Raw genomic sequence first — 19,165 nt, forward strand, 5'->3', positions numbered from 1 at the left:
GTTATATATCTTTTTCTTCTATCTTACCCAAAAGTTTTTCCTTCCAGTTGCTCCATTGGTATTTCTTAGCAAAAATAAAGAGTAGGACTACCAAAGGCAGGTAGAAAAGCAGAATATACGAAGGAGTAATAGCCGGTTCGCTCACCTCTTTGAGCAGAGAAGGTGTCTGAAAGACACTCCAAGAAGAGGAAGAGAGAAAGGCTATAAAAAAGTTATTGGCAATATGAAAACCCATAGAAAGCTCTAAACCATTGTCCATTAGGGTGATTATTCCTAAAAAAAGTCCTAAACTGATATAAAAGAAAAGGAACCCGTAGCCCAGCTTAGCAATCTCTGGGTTGGCAACATGTACCAAGCCAAAGAACACAGAGCTCAGTACCAAGGGAATCCATTTGTACTTACAGACCAAGGCCGTAGCTTGTAGGAAGTAGCCACGGAAGAAATATTCTTCGAAACTTGCCTGAAAAGGAATGAGTAATAAGGCAATTAATACCAGGAGAAAGAAAGGAACAGGATCAAAATTCCACAAGTAATCAGAAGGAGTTAGCCAATAACTCACTAAGGTCTGTAGCGAGATAATACTTCCCCATAGGAAGAAGCTAAAGAAGATACGCTTATAGTCGATTTTCTTTCTTCCAGTGGTAAGAGCTCTTATAGGTTGGGCATGTACAGCCATAACAATAAGGAGCAAAACCCCTAAGAGGAATAAGAAAACCAGCAGATTGAAAGTGAAAAAAGGCAACTCTCCGATATGCGCTACCAAAGCAGAATAATCCTGTGATGGAGAGAAAAATGCATTGAGGTTCAGTAAGATAAATAGTGAAATAGGAAGGCAGTAAAACCATTTGTTCTTGACTGAGAAACCATTTTTGATATACATGTTTTTCTGGGATTCTTAAAAATTAAGGTGACAAAGTTACAACTTTTTCTTTATAAAGAAAAAAATAGATGAAAAATTTTATTATATCCTATAAAATTTATACTTTTGCAAATGATTAATGATCAATGCTCAATCTGTTCATTGACCTCTGTTCACTGTTCACAGATCATTGATCACTATTACCTAATTACCTAAATGAAAAAAACTTTAGAGGACTTAGAGTTTCCTGCCCTTTTATCCTTAGTAGCTGCTCACACCCACACTCCCAAAGGGAAGGAAAGGGTGCTGGCGCTAAAACCTTTGACACATAGGGAAACCATCACCTCTCTCCTATTCCAGACTAATGAGTACTTGACCTCTTTGGAGACACAGAACTATATTCCTTCCCATACTTTTGATGAGGTAGATCACGAAATACGTTTTCTGGGGATAGAAAATAGTCTCTTGGAACCACATTCGTTTGCTAAAATACGTACATTGAGCCAAACAGTCAATGCACATCTGTTGTTTTTTAAGAAATTCCATGACTATTATCCTACTATTGCCGTACTTTCTCAGGATATTCCCTATACAGAAGAGATTGTCAGGGCTATAGACAGTGTCTTGGACAAGTTCGGTGAGATCAAGTCAGAAGCCTCAGAGAAACTCTCCCAAGTACGAACTGAGATAGGTACCCTTAAAGGAAAAATCAATCAGAGTTTCTCTCGAGCCCTTTCTGAGTACAATGCTTTAGACTATTTGGATGACATTCGTGAGACAGTTGTCGAAAATAGGCGTGTGCTGGCGGTTAAGGCTACCTATAAGCGCAAGGTAAGAGGTACAGTACTGGGCAGCTCTAAGACAGGAAGTATCATCTATATAGAGCCATTGGTGACTGAGCAATATTCCCGAGAACTCTCTCACCTACTCCATGAGGAAAGAGAGGAGATCAGGCGTATCTTGCTGAGACTCACCAATACCTTACGTCCCTTTGCAGCGCTACTCTCCCAAGAACAGGACTACTTAGTAGCCATAGATGTGATTGCCGCCAAGGCCTACTTTGCCAAAGAAACCCATGCACTCCTGCCAGAGCTGACCCAAGAGCGGGTATTGGAGCTTCGGGATGCCTACCATCCATTGCTCTATCTGAGCAATACTAAAAAAGGCAAACAAACCTTCCCACAGACCATTCGCTTGGACGATGAGCAACGGATTATTGTTATCTCAGGACCTAATGCAGGAGGGAAAAGTATTACCCTTAAGACCATTGGTCTGCTGCAACTGATGTTCCAAACGGGACTACTTCTTCCGGTACATCGCCTGAGTAAAGTGCCTATTTTCTCTCAGATTCTTACTGATATAGGCGATAACCAATCTATTGAAAATCACTTGAGTACCTATAGCTATCGCCTCAAGAACATGAACTATTTTCTAAGAAAATGCAATGAGACAACTCTTTTTCTCATTGATGAGTTTGGAACAGGAAGTGATCCAGAGCTTGGGGGTGCCTTAGCGGAAATTTTTTTAGAAGAGTTCTATCATCGTAAGGCTTTTGGAGTGATTACCACTCACTATGCTAATCTAAAAATATTGGCCAATGAGCTCCCTTATGCGACCAATGCTAATATGCTCTTCAATGATAAGACCTTGGAGCCTATCTACAAGCTCATTGTGGGAGAAGCTGGTAGCTCTTTTACCTTTGAGGTTGCACAGAAAAATGGTATTCCTTACAGCCTGATTAATCGTGCCAAGAAACGTATAGAAAAAGGCAAGGTACGCTTCGATGCTACCATAGCTAAGCTCCAGAAAGAACGTTCTCAGATGGAAAAAACTACTTCATCACTCAAGGAGGAAGAGGAGAAAACCAGAGAAGAAGCCAAGAGACTGGAGACACTTAACAATAAGATACAAAGTAAACTTACTTCCTATCAGGAACTCTATGACCAAAATCAGAAGTTTATCTATCTCGGTAACAAGATCAATGAAATAGCTGAGCGCTATTTCGAGGACAAGAAGCGTCGCCCACTCATTTCAGAATTTCTCAAAATTGTAGAGACGGAAAATAGTAAGAGAAAAGCCAAGAGCAAAAAAGAAAAGCAGGCCGAAGAAGCCCAAAAGAAAATTGCCCAAGAGCAGCTACACAAGGAGATAGAGGCTGTACGCCAACAGAAAAAAATAGAAAAGAAAGCGCGCGAACATTCTGAAATACAGGAAAAACTCACTCTGATACAATCACTAAAAGTGGGAGATCGGGTACGCATAAAAGATAGTAAATCAGTAGGGGTTATTGATAAAATAGAAAAAGATAAGGCGCTGATTAATTATGGTGTTTTTACTACACTCACTGCATTAGCACAATTGGAATTGGTAGAAAAAGTAAAGAAAAAATAATTAGTATGAATCGGTATATCATTACTATAATGGCATTGTTACTTTGGGGATGTCAGAAAAAGCAAATGCAACTTCCACAGGTAGAGGATACTAAAATTATCTCTGTGGAGGATTATTCTCAAGTATACCTCCCTTATGACCCTGAGACAGGTCAGGGAAAGCTCAATGCCAATGGTCTTATCAGTTCCACCAATTGGATTTTTCATATTGATAAAAGAAACAAATTGAGTGGGGTAGCCCAGCATTTTAATAGGCTACAAGAGAAGCGGACAAATCCTCGTAACCCTCATAGCAACCCCGATGCTCATCTTTATATTTCTTTGGCGGATATACCCCATAAGCGCTTAGGTTTTATGGATGTAACAAACCTCATCCTTCTCTCCTACGACCCTTTAAAGATGTCCGAATATGGGAATACACCTATATATGTATATCCTGATGGTTTTCGCCTTAAGGAAGACAAAGGAGAAAAAACACCTTGGAATAAGTTTGGAATGTATAAAAATGTATTTTATGTTTGGATCTTTAGCGGTTCTATGACTTTTCAGCAATTTGTAGATATTTATTATACAAGGTTACATCAGCAGGATGATGGGATTATCTCAAGAATAATGATTAACGACTAATATTTAATGTTCAATCCCTATATGATAGTACTTTTCTATTAGCCATTAATCATTGACCATTGTTCATTAACCATTAACCATTATAAAAGTGTTTGACTTTCTAAATTTCAAATTTGTAGATTTCTTAGACATCGTTCTGGTAGGACTGATGTTATACTACATATATCGCCTGCTCAAGGGAACGGTGGCCATTAGTATCTTTTCGGGTATCGTGATCATCTTTCTCTTTTGGAAGCTCACAGTAATTGTCAAGATGGAGCTGGTTAGCAGTATCTTAGGTCAGTTTATCAATGTGGGATTCTTTGCTCTTATTGTCGTTTTCCAGCAGGAGATTCGAAAGTTCCTTTTGGTGTTGGGTTCTACCAATGTACTTAATAGCAAAAACCTACTAAGGAAGCTATCCTTAAAGAAAACCTCGGAGGATACCGCCATTGTCCAGATGTGTGAGACCCTTGTCTCGGCTTGTCGTAAGATGGGAGCCGAGCGTACTGGAGCCCTTATTATTTTGGAGCGCAACCAGTCTTTGGAGTTTGTTCGTGCCACGGGCGACAAGATGAATATTGAACTGAACCAACCTATTTTAGAGAGTATTTTCTATAAAAACAGCCCTTTGCACGATGGGGCTATAGTTGTTCAGGACGGTTTTATTGTCGCTACTCGTGTGATTCTCCCCGTGGTAGGACAAAGTGTGATCCCTAAGGAATATGGACTAAGACACCGTGCAGCAGTTTCCATTACCGAGAAAACCGATGCTTTGGCCTTAGTAGTTTCCGAGGAGACAGGAAAAGTATCCTATATCAACAATAGTGAGTTTGTCCCTTATAATACTGATAGTGAACTAGTGGCACTCTTAGCAGAAGAACTATCCAAATGATACGTGAAGATTTCATACAATACCTCTGGGGAGCGCACCTTATTCCTACAGCTCCCTTAGAGCTCTCCACTGGAGAAGTCTTGGATATCCTTTCCTATGGGGAGGTCAATCCCTACGGAGGACCGGATTTCTTCAATGCACGCCTGCGTATCGGATCCCTTCAGTGGGCTGGCAATGTAGAGGTACACACCGCTTCGTCCTTATGGTATGCCCATCATCATGAGCAGGATCCTGCTTATGGCAATGTAATTCTCCATGTAGTCTGGGAACATGATGTAGAAGTATTTGATTTTCAACAAAATATTATTCCTACTTTAGAGCTCAAATCATTGATTTCTAATGATTTGGTAGAGAAATACACTCAGTTACAGCAAGCTAAGTCTACTTTTATACCTTGTGAGAGAGAAATTTCTTCTCTTTCTGAAGGGCTCATTACCAATTGGTTGGATAGGCTTTATACAGAGCGGCTTGAGGAGAAGACGCAGACTATTGTAGCACTTTTGCAAGAAAGTCAGCAGGATTGGGAAGCCGTTTTTTTCTTGAAGATACTGGGTAGCTTTGGTGGCAATATCAATGGAGAAGCTTTTGAGCAGGCCGCCAAGCAGCTTTCTTTTTCGGTTATCCGTAAGCAGATGCAGGATCTTTCTCAGCTCGAAGCCTTGCTTATGGGACAGTTGAGCCTTTTGGAAGCAACCGATTTGAGCTGTCCTTACTATCGTTCCCTACAGCAGGAATATCAGTATTTAGCCCATAAGTACGCTCTTGTGAAACCCTGTTTTAGAGTACAGTTTTCCAAACTACGTCCGCCCAACTTTCCCACTATTCGCTTGGCACAGATAGCCGCACTATACCACCAAGAGCAGTCACTTTTTGACCGATGTATGACCTTAGCCTCCTATGACCAAGCTTTGGAATTTTTTGGGAAAGTGATCCCGTCGCCATATTGGAAAAATCATTTTTCTTTTGGCAAGGAGAGCAAGGAGAGCCACAAGTACCTCTCCCCTATGCTGATAGCCAACCTTTGGATCAACACCATTGTTCCTATGCAGTATGCTTATGCTCGTTCTCGAGGCAAGGATACCTTGGCCGAGTGCAAAGCGAAGCTACGTGCTACCCCAGCCGAACACAACAGTATATTGGAGCGTTGGGAAGGACTTCTTCTACCTAATACCAATGCCATGGAGAGTCAAGCTATTCTCCAATTGTATAAAAAATATTGTAACAAACATGCTTGTATGGCTTGCCAAGTAGGGCAAGTCCTCCTAAAAAAGTAACCTATGAACATGACCTTTACTAAAATACGTATTTTCTTTGAGCGCAATGGTTTCAATGTTTCCACTCGCTTGGCCGAACGTCTGGGCTTAAGAGTCAAGTATGTCCGCTTGTTTTTTATCTATATAAGTTTTATCTTTGGCGCGGGCTTTGGCCTATATTTTGCTTTTGCCTTTGCCCTAAAGATCAAAGACCTTATTCGCAGAAAGCGTAGCTCTGTGTTTGACCTTTAATAGTGAAGAGTGAAAAATGAAGAGTGAAGAATCTAATACCTGTTACTTAAATGAAGCGTTACACTGAAAAATATATTCCTATTTGGAAAGAACCCCTATGGGTAACTTGCCCTGAATGTCAGGCAGTAGCACATATTACCTATACCCAAGAAGGAGCCGTTGTACAATGCTCATGCTGCTCTTTTCATTCTTCTCAAGAAGATTTGCAATATTTTGAAGCAATTACTGTCCTTAATTGCCCCAATTGTGGTACCCCTATTAGGCACTCACAGAAAGGACTTAAAGAAAAAAGTGAACTTATCAAGGTCTCATGTCCTCATTGCCATGAAGTGTATGAGGTAAAGCCACGTTATGAAACCTATTATGAATCTTTCCCAACCCAAGATAGTGGGCTTCAGTGCGATGATGTCTTTGGCTTGCCCTACTACTTCCAAGAAAATGTACGGGGACACCTCTTTTGGGCTAAGAATATCAGCCACCTACTGCTAATGGAGGACTATATAGCCTCTGACCTACGTGAGCGAGAAGGTATGACTATGGTAGCTAAACTACCTACTTTTATCAAACTCAGAAAGAACAGAGCACTACTACTCAAAATCTTACGCAGATGGAAAGAACAGCTACAACTCCCACAGAGGGATACCCCTTTAAAACCTTCAATCATGCTCTTCTTTCAAGAGAAAGAAATCAGTATTACTTCCTATTTTGAAGAGCTTGATTTTTATGGGAATTATCGCCATATTACCATCCATACATTTCTCAAAAAAGAAACTCGCCAGTGGACACAATTTGTCAGAAACAATCGTCTTTTAAGAGCTCTCTCCAAGGAAGAGCGTGCAGATATTCCCTTGGAGAATCCCGAATGTTTCTTAGTAGAATATAGTAATGCCGATTTTGGCAAAGAGGTACTTACCCATTTCCTCCAGCGTTATCTACAAACAAACCCATCTCATTCCCTCTATATAGATATGGGGGATACTCTTTATAGTGATCAAGAACTTTATGATCATTTGCTTAAAAATCCTAATTGGGATTGGAATGAGGATAGGTAATAATCTGCTTACTTTCAAAAAATTGTCATTAATCTCTTGACATTTGTTATTAAAAAGTTGTATCTTTGCCCTCAAAATATGTTATTCTAAAAAAAGAAAAAACCAAAGAAAATTTTAAGGTGGAGGGCATTGTGAAAGTATCACCTGAACTTATTTCATTGAAAAAGATGGATTTTGGGAATAGTGATTAAAATATTTAAAAATCTATTCTTTGGAGGAAAAGATTTTTTAAGTCTATTATAGCCCATCAGAAATAATTTGCGAAAAATTAGTATGAGCAGCTGTAGGGGCAAAGTCGCATAAGCAAGCATGTGAGGCAATTCGTCCTTGAAAGTGATTTCACTCGTTTTGTAAAGAAAAAAGCAACCAATCAATAAAAAATTATACCAAGATAAATATATGTTACTAATTAAGTTTGGAGGCTCCTCGGTGGGGTCAGTAGAGAATTTGCAACGTGTGGTGCAGATTGTAAAAAAGCAGATAGAGCCTTTTATCATGGTGGTCTCTGCCTTTTCTGGGGTAACCAATACCTTGCAATCCTTAGGAGAGAATGCTTTGAAGAACACGCATCAGCCTATCCTTGAGGCACTTAAAGAAAGGCATTTCACGATGGCTAAATCCCTCTTACCTATCCATAGACAAACCAATGCATTAGTACATATTGGTAAGACGACACTTGCTCTTGAGAATCTGTGTAATAGTATCAGTACGTTGGGGGAACTCTCCGAGCGTACTCAGGCACGTATCATGGCTCAGGGGGAGCTGCTTTCTTCCTTTATCATTGGTGAATACCTCAACCAAGAAGGGGTAAATGTCAGCTACTTGCCTTCTGAGGACTATATTGTAGCTCAGGGAGACCCGCTGAATGCCGTAGTGGATTTCTCTCAGACACAGTTGCGTATACAACAGATTGATACAGCAGCTTCTTATATTGCTCCTGGTTATATTGCAGCTAACCCTGCGGGGGAATTGGTCGTATTGGGTAGAGGCGGATCGGACTATACCGCTTCTATCTATGCTTATTGCTTAGGAGCTAAACAGGTGGAGCTCTGGAGTGATGTCAATGGTATGCAGAATGCCAACCCTAAGTTGGTCAAGAATACCAAGGTGATCTCTCAAATGAGCTACGAAGAGGCTTTCGAGATGGCTTATTTTGGAGCTAAGGTAATCTACCCTCCTGCCATTCGTCCGGCTATGGAAAAGAAAATTCCAGTACTACTACTCAATACCTTAGCACCTGAGGAAAAAGGTACCCGCATTCATGTGGCTACCCAAGGGCATACAGATAAGGTGTTGGGAGTTTCTACCCTAAGTGATATCAGTATGATCACCATTTCGGGAATAGGTCTGGCAGGCACTAAGGGTAGTGCTCGGCGTGTTTTCCAAGCGCTGGAGCAGGCCGATGTCAATGTAATTCTTATCACTCAAAGTTGTTCCGAGCAGAGTATCTGTTTTGGGATCAAAACCAGTGATGCCCAGAATGCTAAAGAGGCCTTGGAACGTGAATTTGCTCAAGAGATAGGATCACTTATTAATCCTATAGAGCGCACGGACAATCATGTGATCTTAGCCCTTATTGGGGACAATATGAATCACCAAACGGGTCTTAGCGGTAAGGTGTTCAGTGCCTTAGGAGCCAATGGGGTCAATATCCAAGCCATCGCACAGGGAGCATCTGAACGCAATATCTCAGTGGTGATTGATGCCCATGACGAGCATAAGGCGGTCAATGTGGTACATGAGCGCCTCTTCCAAGAAGTTATCAAGCGGGTGCACCTCTTTATCATTGGTGCAGGTAATGTAGGGGGGCAGTTTATTGATATTGTCTACAAACAACAAGAATATTTCCGCCAACAGTACAAGGTAGATCTCAAGGTGGTGATGGTGGCCAATTCTCGCCAATATGTATTTGCTGATGAAGGTTTATCCCAAGAGGCACTTTCTCTACTTTCTACAGCAGAGGCGACTCCTTATGCTTCAGCAGAAGCTTTGGCCGAACTAATTATCGCTACCAACAGGCGCAATAGTATCGTGGTGGACAATACCGCTTCAGCTCAGGTGGCAGCGATCTACCCGCAGCTGATACGCAAGTCCATATCGGTGGTTACCTGTAACAAGATTGCTGGTAGTGCCCCTTTGGAACAATACACTGCTCTGATGGAATTGGTTAAGAATCAAAACTGTGATTTCCAATATGAAACCTCGGTAGGAGCAGCACTCCCTATTATCAAGACCCTGCAGAACCTGCGTCTCAGTGGGGATACTATCCACCGTATTGATGCAGTAGTCTCTGGAAGTCTGAATTTTATCTTCAACCACTACAATGCCACTACACCTTTTGTGGAGATTGTCAAGCAGGCGCAAAAAGAAGGATATACCGAACCTGATCCACGTATAGACCTCAGTGGCTTGGATGTGATCCGAAAGATCCTAATTCTCTCCCGAGAGGCGGGTTATCGCAAAGAGATGAGCGAAGTGGTTTTTGAAAGTTTCCTCCCTGAGAAATCCTTGGAGACTCCATCGGTGGAGGCCTTTTATAAAGTATTGGAAGAAAATGAAGCCTTTTTCCAAGACCTATATCACCGAGCACAACACAAAGGTGCCAAACTCAATGTAGTTGCTCAACTCTTAGAGGGAGATATCAAGGTTTCTCTACAAGAAATCCCTGCTTCTTCTCCGTTCTACCAGCTGGATGGCAAGGACAATATTGTGGCCTTCTATACCGATATGTATCCTACCGAACCCCTTGTAATCAAAGGAGCAGGAGCAGGAGCCAAGGTAACTGCCAGTGGTGTTCTCTCCGATGTCATGTATGTTGCTAACAAACAGAAATAATACAAAAAACTATGAATCAATCGCTTAGAAAAGCAAACCCTATACAAGAAACCATTTGTGGTTTTGCCCCTGCTACCATTGCCAATGTCAATGTAGGTTTTGATGTCTTAGGAATCTCTCTTTCCTCAGTAGGAGATCGAGTGGAAGTGACCCCCAATGGCAGTGGGGAGAATAAAATTACTTTCATTGAGAGTGCCACTCCCCTACCCTATGCAGCTGAGAAAAACTCTTGTACAGTGGTGATAAGTGCCATGCAAGCACAGCTGGAAAACCCTTTGTATGTCGACGTACGTATTCGCAAAGGCTTTGCTTCAGGTAGTGGCTTGGGCTCCAGTAGTGCTAGTAGTGCAGCCGCCGCCTTTGCCTACAATACCCTGATGGGTAATCCTTTTACCTTGGAGGAACTTCTCCCTTTTGCTGCAGAAGGTGAAAGAGCCGCTTGTGGTTCCGCTCATTATGACAATGTATCTCCTGCAATTCTGGGGGGGATTGTACTTTTGTATCAGAACAAACCTATCCGTTTGCCATTGCCTAAGGGGTTACACGCTGTTTCCTTTTTTCCAAATATAGAAGTCAATACTGCTTCGGCTCGCAGCATCGTCTCTCGACATGTGTCTTTGGACATTGTCTCCAAACAGGTATCAGCCATGGGTGCTTTTGTAAGTGGTTTATACCAAGAGGATTATGACTTGCTAAGAAAAGCAGCAAAGGATTTTTTAGTGGAGCCTTCCCGTAAGATTCTCATTCCTTATTTTGATGAGATGAAAGAGGCTACTCTCTCTGTAGGAGGGATTACCTTTGGGATCTCAGGCTCAGGACCTTCTGTTTTTGCACTGGCTGAATCCCGTACAGTAGCCGAACGTATTCTCACGGAGCTGCATAAGATTTATGCTGGGCAAGGTATAGAGACGCTTTCCTTTATAGAAGATTTGGCCAATGGCAAAGGCTGTCGTCTTTCACAATTCGATGAATAATGATTAATGATCAACGATTAATATTCTTATGCTGGCGCGAGTTTGTAGCTTATGTCTCTAAAATCTAAAAAAAACAAAAGAAATCTTTTGTAGGTTTAGAAAAAAGTTGTAACTTTGCACCCGCAAAATCGCCGGTATAGCTCAGTTGGCCAGAGCACGTGATTTGTAATCTCGGGGTCGTGGGTTCGAATCCCTCTACCGGCTCTAAAGCTGTCAGCACTCTGGCAGCTTTTTCTTTTTTTCCTAACCCCGAAGGGAGGAAACTAAAAACTAAGAACTAAAAACTAAAGAAATGTCCATTTCAAAAAAAGAAACCAAGCGTGTAACGGTACAAACGCTACAGGCTATGAAGGCCCAAGGAGAGAAAATCACTATGCTTACGGCCTATGATTATACCATGGCTAAAATCATTGATGGAGCGGGTATCGACATCATTTTGGTAGGTGATTCTGCTGCCAATGTCATGGCTGGGTATGAGACAACACTTCCTATGACATTAGAGGCTATGATATACCACGCTTCGGCGGTGGTACGAGCCTGCTCTCGTGCTTTGGTAGTGGCAGATTTGCCCTTTGGGACTTACCAGTCCGACCCTCAGCGTGCTTTAGATTCAGCTATCCGTATGATGAAGGAAAGTGGAGCGCAGGCCGTGAAGCTTGAAGGTGGGCGAGAAATCGGTGAGGGAATCCGCCGTATCTTGGAAGCAGGAATCCCTGTGATAGGTCATTTAGGACTTACTCCTCAGTCGATCAATAAGTTTGGAGGATACGGTCTCCGTGCCAAAGAACAATCTGAAGCCCAAAAGCTCAAGGACGATGCTCGCTACTTACAGGAATTAGGATGCTCGGCTATCGTTTTGGAGAAAATCCCTTCGGCTTTGGCCAAAGAGGTGACTCAAAACCTATCAGTGCCGACTATTGGTATAGGAGCAGGTCATGAGGTAGACGGACAAGTACTTGTTTCCCAAGACTTTTTCGGTATGTTTGTGGATTACAAACCTAAGTTTGTACGCCAGTACCTCAACCTGCACGAGCTAATGACAGGGGCAGTAAGCCAATATATCACTGATGTAAAAGCACAAACCTTCCCCAACGAGAGCGAACAGTACTAAGGGATGAAGACAAACGCCCAGAACCTACAAGTGCTCTATGAAGATAATCACTTGATAGCTATCAACAAACGAGCAGGGGATATAGTTCAAGGAGATAAAACAGGCGATATTCCCCTGAGTGAGATCGTCAAATCCTATTTGGTGGAGAAGTACCATAAGCCAGGAGAAGCCTACCTTGGGGTAGTACACCGCTTGGACAGACCCACCACAGGAGTCGTTGTCTTTGCCAAGACCTCCAAGGCACTCCCCCGCTTGAATGCAGCCTTTGCCACCAAGGAAGAGGTAAGCAAACAGTATTGGGCTTTGGTAGAGAAAAAAGCGATTCCTCATCAAGGCACTCTGACCCACTTTTTGGTACGTAATACCTCGCAGAATAAGTCCTATGCTTATCCCGAAGAGAAGCCACAGTCTCAGAAGGCGGTGCTTACCTATAAAGTATTGGCGACACTTACCCACTACTTGTTGGTAGAAATCACCCTACTTACAGGTCGTCATCACCAGATACGTGCTCAGTTTGCCGCCTTAGGATGTCCTCTTAAGGGGGATCTAAAGTATGGAGCCAAGCGTAGCAATCCCGATGGGAGCATTTCCCTACATGCACGCGCTTTGGAACTATTGCACCCTGTAAGAAAAGAACCCCTGCATATTGTTGCGCCTCTACCAGAATCATTTTGTAAACTACTGAAAGATATACAGTTAGAAAACTCCTGATAAAAAACTCATTTTTTATTGGGAGTTTCATTTTTTTTTACTATCTTTGTGCATGTGTTTCACTGAGTCAGTGAGCATGGGTTATAATATAATTTAGTTAGATAAAAAATAAAAAATTTATGATCTTAGAAATGAAAGTCCCTTCGCCAGGGGAATCAATCACCGAAGTAGAAATCGCCACTTGGCTTGTGAAGGATGGCGATTATGTAAAGAAAGATCAAGCCATAGCTGAAGTGGATTCCGACAAAGCTACTCTTGAGCTACCAGCGGAAGCCAGTGGGGTGATTACCCTCAAAGCAAAAGAAGGAGATTCTGTAGCAGTAGGACAAGTAGTCTGTCTTATTGATACCGATGCTGCAGCTCCAGCCCAAAGTGCAGCTCCAGTGGCTGAAGTTCCTAAAGCAGAAGCTCCTGCTGCTGTAGTGGCTCCTGTAGCCCCAGCCCCTGTAGCTACTCCTGCTGCCCCAGTGGCACCAGCAGCTTCTAATAGCTATGCTACTGGAGAAGCCTCCCCAGCGGCGAAGAAAATTCTTGCTGAAAAAGAAATCCCTGCTAATGAAGTTAAGGGTACTGGCAAAGGCGGACGTATCACTAAGGAAGATGCTCTCAATGCACAGCCTGCTCGCCATAGTATGGGAACTCCTACCTTTGGCAAGAGAGGAGAAAAACGTACCAAACTCTCTATGCTACGACGTAAAGTAGCTGAGCGATTGGTATCTGTAAAGAACGAAACAGCTATGCTTACCACCTTCAATGAAGTGGATATGTCGGCCATCTATGAGATTCGCAACGAATATAAGGATGCCTTCAAAGAGCGCCACAATGTAAACTTAGGATTCATGTCCTTCTTCACTTTGGCTGTAGTGCGCGCCCTCAAGCTCTTCCCTGATGTCAACTCTATGATCGATGATAAGGAAAAAATCACTTACGAATATTGTGATATCTCTATTGCCGTTTCTGGACCTAAAGGACTGATGGTACCAGTGATCCGCAATGCAGAAAACCTATCCTTCCGTGGCGTAGAAGCTGAAGTAAAGCGCTTGGCTATCCGTGCTCGTGAAGGTCAAATCACTGTAGATGAGATGACTGGAGGAACCTTCACTATTACCAATGGAGGGGTATTCGGTAGTATGCTCTCTACTCCTATCATCAACCCTCCACAATCTGCTATCTTGGGTATGCACAATGTGGTAGACCGTGCTATCGTACGCAATGGGCAGATCGTTGTCGCTCCTGTGATGTATATAGCTCTCTCCTACGACCATCGTATCATTGACGGACGTGAATCGGTAGGTTTCTTGGTAGAGGTGAAGAATGCCCTCGAGAACCCTGTAGAGCTCCTTATGGACAACGACCTGAAGAAGGCCTTAGAACTATAGTATATTGTTGTTACTTGTCTATATAAACCAAGAGCGGTTATTCTACTAAAGAATAACCGCTCTTTTTTAGTTAGAGATTATTATTTTTTCTTAAGAACATAGAAAGACGCTAATTCCCCTTCCACTTCTTGACCTTCTTGCAAGAAAGCAATAGAACCATCTTCTTTTACCTTATATTGCTGTTCCTTTCCTTTTTCCTCAGTACTAGTAAGGGTAAGTACTTTCTTTTGAGCATCATAAGCGACACTACCCTTATCCTTGGTAGTGAGATCCTCCATTACCTCTTCGGAGGTATACCCATCTTTGTTAAGAGTGAGAGTTACATTGATTCCACTGCAATCTGCACAAGGGAAAGTACCTGTGTAAGTGCCTTCATACGAAGAACTTTGTCCGCAAGAGGCCAAGACTAAGGCTACCCCTGCTACTAACATTTTTTTCATGTGATAATATATTTTTATTTCCAAGGGACATTACAATTTCCGTGCCAAAGAGTAAAAAGAAAAGTAAATTTTATCCACTGAGTTAAATTTTTTTTAAAAAGCAGTATTACCTAATTGAAATGACTTACCTTTGCCCCATTAATAATAAAAAACTAGAGAAAGATGAAAAAAATTTTTTTATTCTTGATTGCCCTTGTAGGCATTGTAGCTTGTAGTAAAAGTGATAGTGGAAGCTCTGATAATGGAGGGTATGCTCTTAAACTTCTAAAAACAGAAGCTACTGTAGGAGCAATTGTTATACAATATCATAATAGAGTGGAAACACAAACAACTCCAATTGATCTTAGTAAAGGAGATTATATTTTAGAACTTGAAAGTAAACCTCTACAATTGGCAGTAGGAGGAACAGGAAAAAGTGATACTACTGTTCTGATAGCACAATTCTTAAAAAATGGAAAAGTTCAAAACGAGACTCGTTCAAAAGGTTTAATATTGAATTTATCCTTTTAAAAAGGATATGTTATTATTATAAAAACTGCTCCAAAAGAGCAGTTTTTATTTATCTTTTTTTAAGACGCAATAAATTTACATCTCTACCATTAGCGCTGTCCAAGCCCTCTAATGGGCTTAGTTATCTGTAGAGACGCAATTTATTGAGTCTATTTATTATGTTCCATTTTAAACCAATTCTTCCTTATTTTATTTTACATAAATATTTGTTAAAATATTATCTATATAAATATAAAGCACTATTTTTGCCTTGTGAAAATTAAAAAATGTGTAGAATGAAAAAGATTTTTTTATTTGTAGTAGCCTTAGTAGGGATAATTTCTTGTAGCAAAAGTTCTGATGATAAAGGTAATAATAGAACAGAAAACATTGATACACAAGAGACTACTACCTACAGCCCTCCTGATTGGATTATAGGTACTTGGAAAGGAGAATATGTAAGCTATGTTTTTGAAAAAAATCGCTTTTGTGTAAAACCTAAAATAGGATTGAGAAACTGTAGTACAACTAAAGGTTATGCTAAAGGAGTCGTACAAAAGAGAATTGATGCTAATAATTATTTTATCAAGATGCAATTAGTTGAAAATACTACTACTGTGATAGGGGGTACTTTCAGAAAAATATCAGATACTCAGATAGGTTGGCTTAATCCTAATGGAGAAGTAGAAGAAACCTATACCAAAGAATAAACCAAAAACTGCTCTTTCTTGAGCAGTTTTTTTATTGTATTTTTAGCACTTTACCTTGTTTCTTTCTCTTGACTTTTCTTCTTAAATGTTGTATCTTTGCACGCTATTCAGTGAACAGTGGTCAGTGAACAATGTCATTGATCATTAATCATTAATCATTTAAAAAAGATGCACGCATTCAAACTCACCGAAGAGGTTATCACCCATATCCGAGAGCTAATAGCCTCTGATCAAAAGCAAGAGCTCAAAGAATATCTTGAGAGTCTTCACTTTGCCGATATTGCCGAAATCACCAGCGAATTAGAGCTGGAAGAAGCGGCTTACTTGGTGAGTTTGCTCAACCGTGAAAAGGCCTCTGAGACCCTTACAGAGGTAGATGAAGAGGTCTTGGAGCACATTCTCGAAAACCTCTCCAACGAGGAGATAGCCCGAGACCTGCAAGAGTTGGATACGGATGATGCAGCCTACCTGATTGCAGAACTTCCTGAGGAGCGACAAACGCAAATTCTCTCTCATATAGAAGACAAGGAACACGCACAGGATATCGTAGACCTTCTCCGCTATGATGCTGATACCGCGGGAGGACTTATGGCTAAGGAGCTTGTCAAGGTCAATGAAAACTGGGGGGTAGATACTTGTGTAGCTGAGATACGCGAACAAGGACAGCATGTCACTCGGGTGCATTCCATCTATGTAGTAGATGACGATGAGGTACTCAAAGGGCGTCTTTCCCTTAAGGATCTGCTCACGGCTCCTCCTGAGGCACATATACGGGATATCTATATTCCTAAAGTGGATTTTGTTTTTGTCCATGACACCCCTGAAGAGGTGGCACATGTCATGCAGAAGTATAACCTAGAAGCTATTCCTGTAGTGGACAAGATGCATCGCCTTGTGGGGCGTATTACCATTGATGACATTGTGGATGTCATCAAGGAAGAAGCTGAGCACGACTACCAATTAGCGGCCGGGATCACCGAGGATGTGGAGGCTGACGATACCATCTGGAAACTTACCCGCGCACGCCTTCCTTGGCTGCTCATCGGAATGGTGGGAGGAATAGGAGCAGCCAGTATCATTAATGGCTTTCAGGAAGGACTCACCTCCTACCCTGTACTACTGCTCTTTATCCCACTGATACAATCTACAGCTGGGAATGTAGGGGTACAGTCTTCTGCTATTGTCGTACAAGGCTTAGCCAATAAGAGTATCGATGGAGCATTATTGGGGCGCTTGTTCAAGGAATTTCTATTGGGGTTGATCAATGGTCTGGCACTGGCATTCTTGGTATTGATTATGAGTCACTTTATCTTTGGTAGCTCTTACTGGGAATCGGCCACTGTATGTATAGCCTTGGTAACGGTGATTATCAATGCAGCTGTGGTGGGTACTTTTATCCCTATCTTCTTAGACAAAAGAGGTATAGACCCTGCTGTGGCTACCGGTCCTTTTATCACTACTAGCAATGATATATTAGGAATACTTATTTATTTTATGATTGCCAAAATTATTTTAGGATTTTAAAAATATATACTATGCAAATACAAAGAAGTCGTGCACAGGAGTCTACGGATGCTATAGAAAAACTCTATACCACTATGCGACACCTTTTCAACAGAGGATTCTATAAGCCAATGGGAGTATCTGGAGAAAGTCTCCGGGAGTCGCTCCTATTGCTACGTCCTGAGATATATGGTACCATTGCCCAACGACAAACAGAACTCAATGGGTTGCTCTATGTGCTCGAGCGCTTGCCTATAGGGATAGAACAATGTAGGTTTATCAATATGATCTCCGATGAGGGTTATCGTCAGTCGCACTTTGAACCCATTATTCCTCCTAAGCGCCGCAGAAACTGTTATCGTATCGATGAGGAGCAGATGAATATAGAAATCACTCGTGGGCGTTCGGATATTTATGATATACTCACACACCTAACGTTTCTTTTTATAGAATCTCATAAGATAGCTCATAGTGTTTTGGATGAAGAAAGCGATAAGATTAGTCGCGATTGGGAGAAAATAGAGCTACTTGCCCAAAAGAAGAAACTCACTCAGGCCGAACGTGAATTGGCACTCATCCATATAGGAAAGGTATTAGGTCGTACTTTTGAGGAAATACTCCCTGCGTATCATCAACTTTCTTCGGAGAAGAACCCTGAGCGTTTTATACAAGTCATCTATTGGTTGGGTAAAATTGCTTTGGAAGAAATACTCTCAGACAATAAGCGGGTGATTACCTTCTCCCCTATCCTAAGAGAGCGCTTGGGACATCATATTTATGGAGAGATATGGGCAAATACCCTCAAGAAAACCCTCAAAGAATACAACCTCTTAGAGCGTCCCCTACATATCATCAGTGCCAATATGCACAGTGTGATGAATGCGCTTTTTGCTAAAAAAGCTCTCGCTATCAAGGGTAAAGAAGATTCCCCATGGGATACTTACGCCTCACTAAGCGAAGAGAAGAATCACTCCCAGAGGGAAAAAGTAATGGATTATGCACTACAGCACGGAATGATTTTTATCAAAGACAAATCTGGAACCAATATAGATGTACAGATTGTAGATACTGCCCTCATCCCTGAAAATGATTTCTTTAAGAAAACAAGCTCTGATAAAGCACCTGTACTCTTGGTGATGGATTATGCCTTCGGAGAACAAGCCTATGAAACAATAGATGAGCTGTTAAAGCCTTATAAAACAGAGGGAAAGAGCCATTTTCTTAATGTAGTTTCTGTATCTATCATGGGGAAAGCAGGGATCTTAGAAGGAGAAAAGGGAGATATCATGATTCCTACAGCACATATATTTGAAGGAACTGCTGATAACTATCCGTTTGAGAATGAATTGTCTACATCTGATTTTGAGGGGAATAGCCTTAGAGTATTCGAAGGGACTATGGTAACAGTCTTAGGAACATCCTTGCAGAACAAGGATGTACTTACCTACTTTCATAAATCCACTTGGAATGTTATAGGCTTGGAGATGGAGGGAGCACACTATCAGAAAGCCATACAATCGGCCTCCAAAATTCGTAAGAGTATCCGCCGAGATGTAAAGGTACGCTATGCCTACTACGCCTCCGATAACCCCTTGGAGACAGGAAGTACTTTAGCCTCAGGAGGGTTAGGACTTATTGGAGTAAAACCTACTTACCTGATTACTTATAGAATATTAGAACAAATAGGGAGGGAGTAATCACTTCTT

Annotated in this window: 17 protein-coding genes and 1 tRNA gene; 16 read left to right on the forward strand and 2 right to left on the reverse strand. The window is 41.6% G+C overall.

Going from position 1 to position 19,165, the window contains the following annotated elements; all coding sequences use genetic code 11:
* Nucleotide 1 precedes the first annotated feature (1 nt).
* Nucleotides 2–880 (reverse strand): CPBP family intramembrane glutamic endopeptidase, encoded by an 879-nt coding sequence (locus CAPGI0001_RS11195; RefSeq protein WP_002670198.1) that lies wholly within the window; start codon nt 878–880, stop codon nt 2–4.
* A 195-nt stretch (nt 881–1,075) separates the two neighbouring features.
* Here CAPGI0001_RS11195 and CAPGI0001_RS11200 point away from each other — a divergent pair, with 195 nt between their 5' ends.
* From CAPGI0001_RS11200 to odhB, 12 genes are all read left to right on the forward strand, one after another.
* Nucleotides 1,076–3,250 carry an endonuclease MutS2 gene (locus CAPGI0001_RS11200; protein ID WP_002670269.1) on the forward strand — a complete coding sequence of 725 codons (2,175 nt, stop codon included), beginning with the start codon at nt 1,076–1,078 and terminating at the stop codon, nt 3,248–3,250.
* 5 nt (nt 3,251–3,255) lie between these two features.
* A complete protein-coding gene (locus CAPGI0001_RS11205; protein WP_002670196.1) occupies nt 3,256–3,876 on the forward strand; it encodes a hypothetical protein in 621 nt (206 codons plus the stop codon).
* An 88-nt stretch (nt 3,877–3,964) separates the two neighbouring features.
* A complete protein-coding gene (locus tag CAPGI0001_RS11210; RefSeq protein WP_002670261.1) occupies nt 3,965–4,750 on the forward strand; it encodes a diadenylate cyclase in 786 nt (261 codons plus the stop codon).
* On the forward strand, nt 4,747–6,024 hold the full coding sequence (locus tag CAPGI0001_RS11215; RefSeq protein WP_002670271.1) for a DUF2851 family protein: 1,278 nt from the start codon (nt 4,747–4,749) through the stop codon (nt 6,022–6,024). Before CAPGI0001_RS11210 ends, CAPGI0001_RS11215 begins: the two co-directional genes overlap by 4 nt.
* Before the next feature lie 3 nt (nt 6,025–6,027).
* Nucleotides 6,028–6,255, forward strand: a complete 228-nt coding sequence (locus CAPGI0001_RS11220) for a PspC domain-containing protein (RefSeq protein WP_002670250.1) — start codon at nt 6,028–6,030, stop codon at nt 6,253–6,255.
* A gap of 50 nt (nt 6,256–6,305) precedes the next feature.
* Nucleotides 6,306–7,307, forward strand: coding sequence for a TFIIB-type zinc ribbon-containing protein (locus CAPGI0001_RS12840; RefSeq protein WP_002670208.1), 1,002 nt, complete (start codon nt 6,306–6,308; stop codon nt 7,305–7,307).
* Between the two features lie 399 nt (nt 7,308–7,706).
* Nucleotides 7,707–10,142, forward strand: a complete 2,436-nt coding sequence (thrA, locus tag CAPGI0001_RS11230; protein WP_002670219.1) for a bifunctional aspartate kinase/homoserine dehydrogenase I — start codon at nt 7,707–7,709, stop codon at nt 10,140–10,142.
* An 11-nt stretch (nt 10,143–10,153) separates the two neighbouring features.
* A complete protein-coding gene (locus CAPGI0001_RS11235) occupies nt 10,154–11,116 on the forward strand; it encodes a homoserine kinase (protein ID WP_002670230.1) in 963 nt (320 codons plus the stop codon).
* Nucleotides 11,117–11,246: 130 nt separating this feature from the next.
* Nucleotides 11,247–11,320 (forward strand) — tRNA-Thr (locus CAPGI0001_RS11240).
* Nucleotides 11,321–11,408: 88 nt separating this feature from the next.
* On the forward strand, nt 11,409–12,227 hold the full coding sequence (gene panB / locus CAPGI0001_RS11245) for a 3-methyl-2-oxobutanoate hydroxymethyltransferase (protein ID WP_002670237.1): 819 nt from the start codon (nt 11,409–11,411) through the stop codon (nt 12,225–12,227).
* A 3-nt stretch (nt 12,228–12,230) separates the two neighbouring features.
* Nucleotides 12,231–12,938 carry an RluA family pseudouridine synthase gene (locus CAPGI0001_RS11250; protein ID WP_002670310.1) on the forward strand — a complete coding sequence of 236 codons (708 nt, stop codon included), beginning with the start codon at nt 12,231–12,233 and terminating at the stop codon, nt 12,936–12,938.
* A gap of 119 nt (nt 12,939–13,057) precedes the next feature.
* The gene (gene odhB / locus CAPGI0001_RS11255) at nt 13,058–14,317 is read left to right on the forward strand and encodes a 2-oxoglutarate dehydrogenase complex dihydrolipoyllysine-residue succinyltransferase (protein WP_002670288.1); all 1,260 of its coding nucleotides are present in this window, start codon (nt 13,058–13,060) and stop codon (nt 14,315–14,317) included.
* 80 nt (nt 14,318–14,397) lie between these two features.
* Here the strand turns inward: odhB and CAPGI0001_RS11260 are convergent, their stop codons facing one another.
* Nucleotides 14,398–14,757, reverse strand: coding sequence for a copper resistance protein NlpE (locus CAPGI0001_RS11260; protein WP_002670238.1), 360 nt, complete (start codon nt 14,755–14,757; stop codon nt 14,398–14,400).
* A 162-nt stretch (nt 14,758–14,919) separates the two neighbouring features.
* On the opposite strand from CAPGI0001_RS11260, the gene CAPGI0001_RS11265 reads away from it, so the two are divergent.
* The 4 genes from CAPGI0001_RS11265 (at nt 14,920) to CAPGI0001_RS11280 (ending at nt 19,156) form a co-directional block, all read left to right on the forward strand.
* Nucleotides 14,920–15,267 carry a hypothetical protein gene (locus CAPGI0001_RS11265; RefSeq protein WP_002670327.1) on the forward strand — a complete coding sequence of 116 codons (348 nt, stop codon included), beginning with the start codon at nt 14,920–14,922 and terminating at the stop codon, nt 15,265–15,267.
* Between the two features lie 275 nt (nt 15,268–15,542).
* Nucleotides 15,543–15,956, forward strand: a complete 414-nt coding sequence (locus tag CAPGI0001_RS11270; protein WP_002670155.1) for a hypothetical protein — start codon at nt 15,543–15,545, stop codon at nt 15,954–15,956.
* A gap of 168 nt (nt 15,957–16,124) precedes the next feature.
* Nucleotides 16,125–17,480, forward strand: a complete 1,356-nt coding sequence (mgtE, locus tag CAPGI0001_RS11275) for a magnesium transporter (protein ID WP_002670194.1) — start codon at nt 16,125–16,127, stop codon at nt 17,478–17,480.
* Nucleotides 17,481–17,491: 11 nt separating this feature from the next.
* Complete coding sequence (locus CAPGI0001_RS11280; protein WP_002670290.1) at nt 17,492–19,156, forward strand: DUF6909 family protein; 1,665 nt, start codon at nt 17,492–17,494, stop codon at nt 19,154–19,156.
* The last annotated feature ends 9 nt before the right edge of the window (nt 19,157–19,165 follow it).

The sequence above is a fragment of the Capnocytophaga gingivalis ATCC 33624 genome, assembly GCF_000174755.1.
GTDB classification, from domain to species: Bacteria; Bacteroidota; Bacteroidia; order Flavobacteriales; family Flavobacteriaceae; genus Capnocytophaga; species Capnocytophaga gingivalis.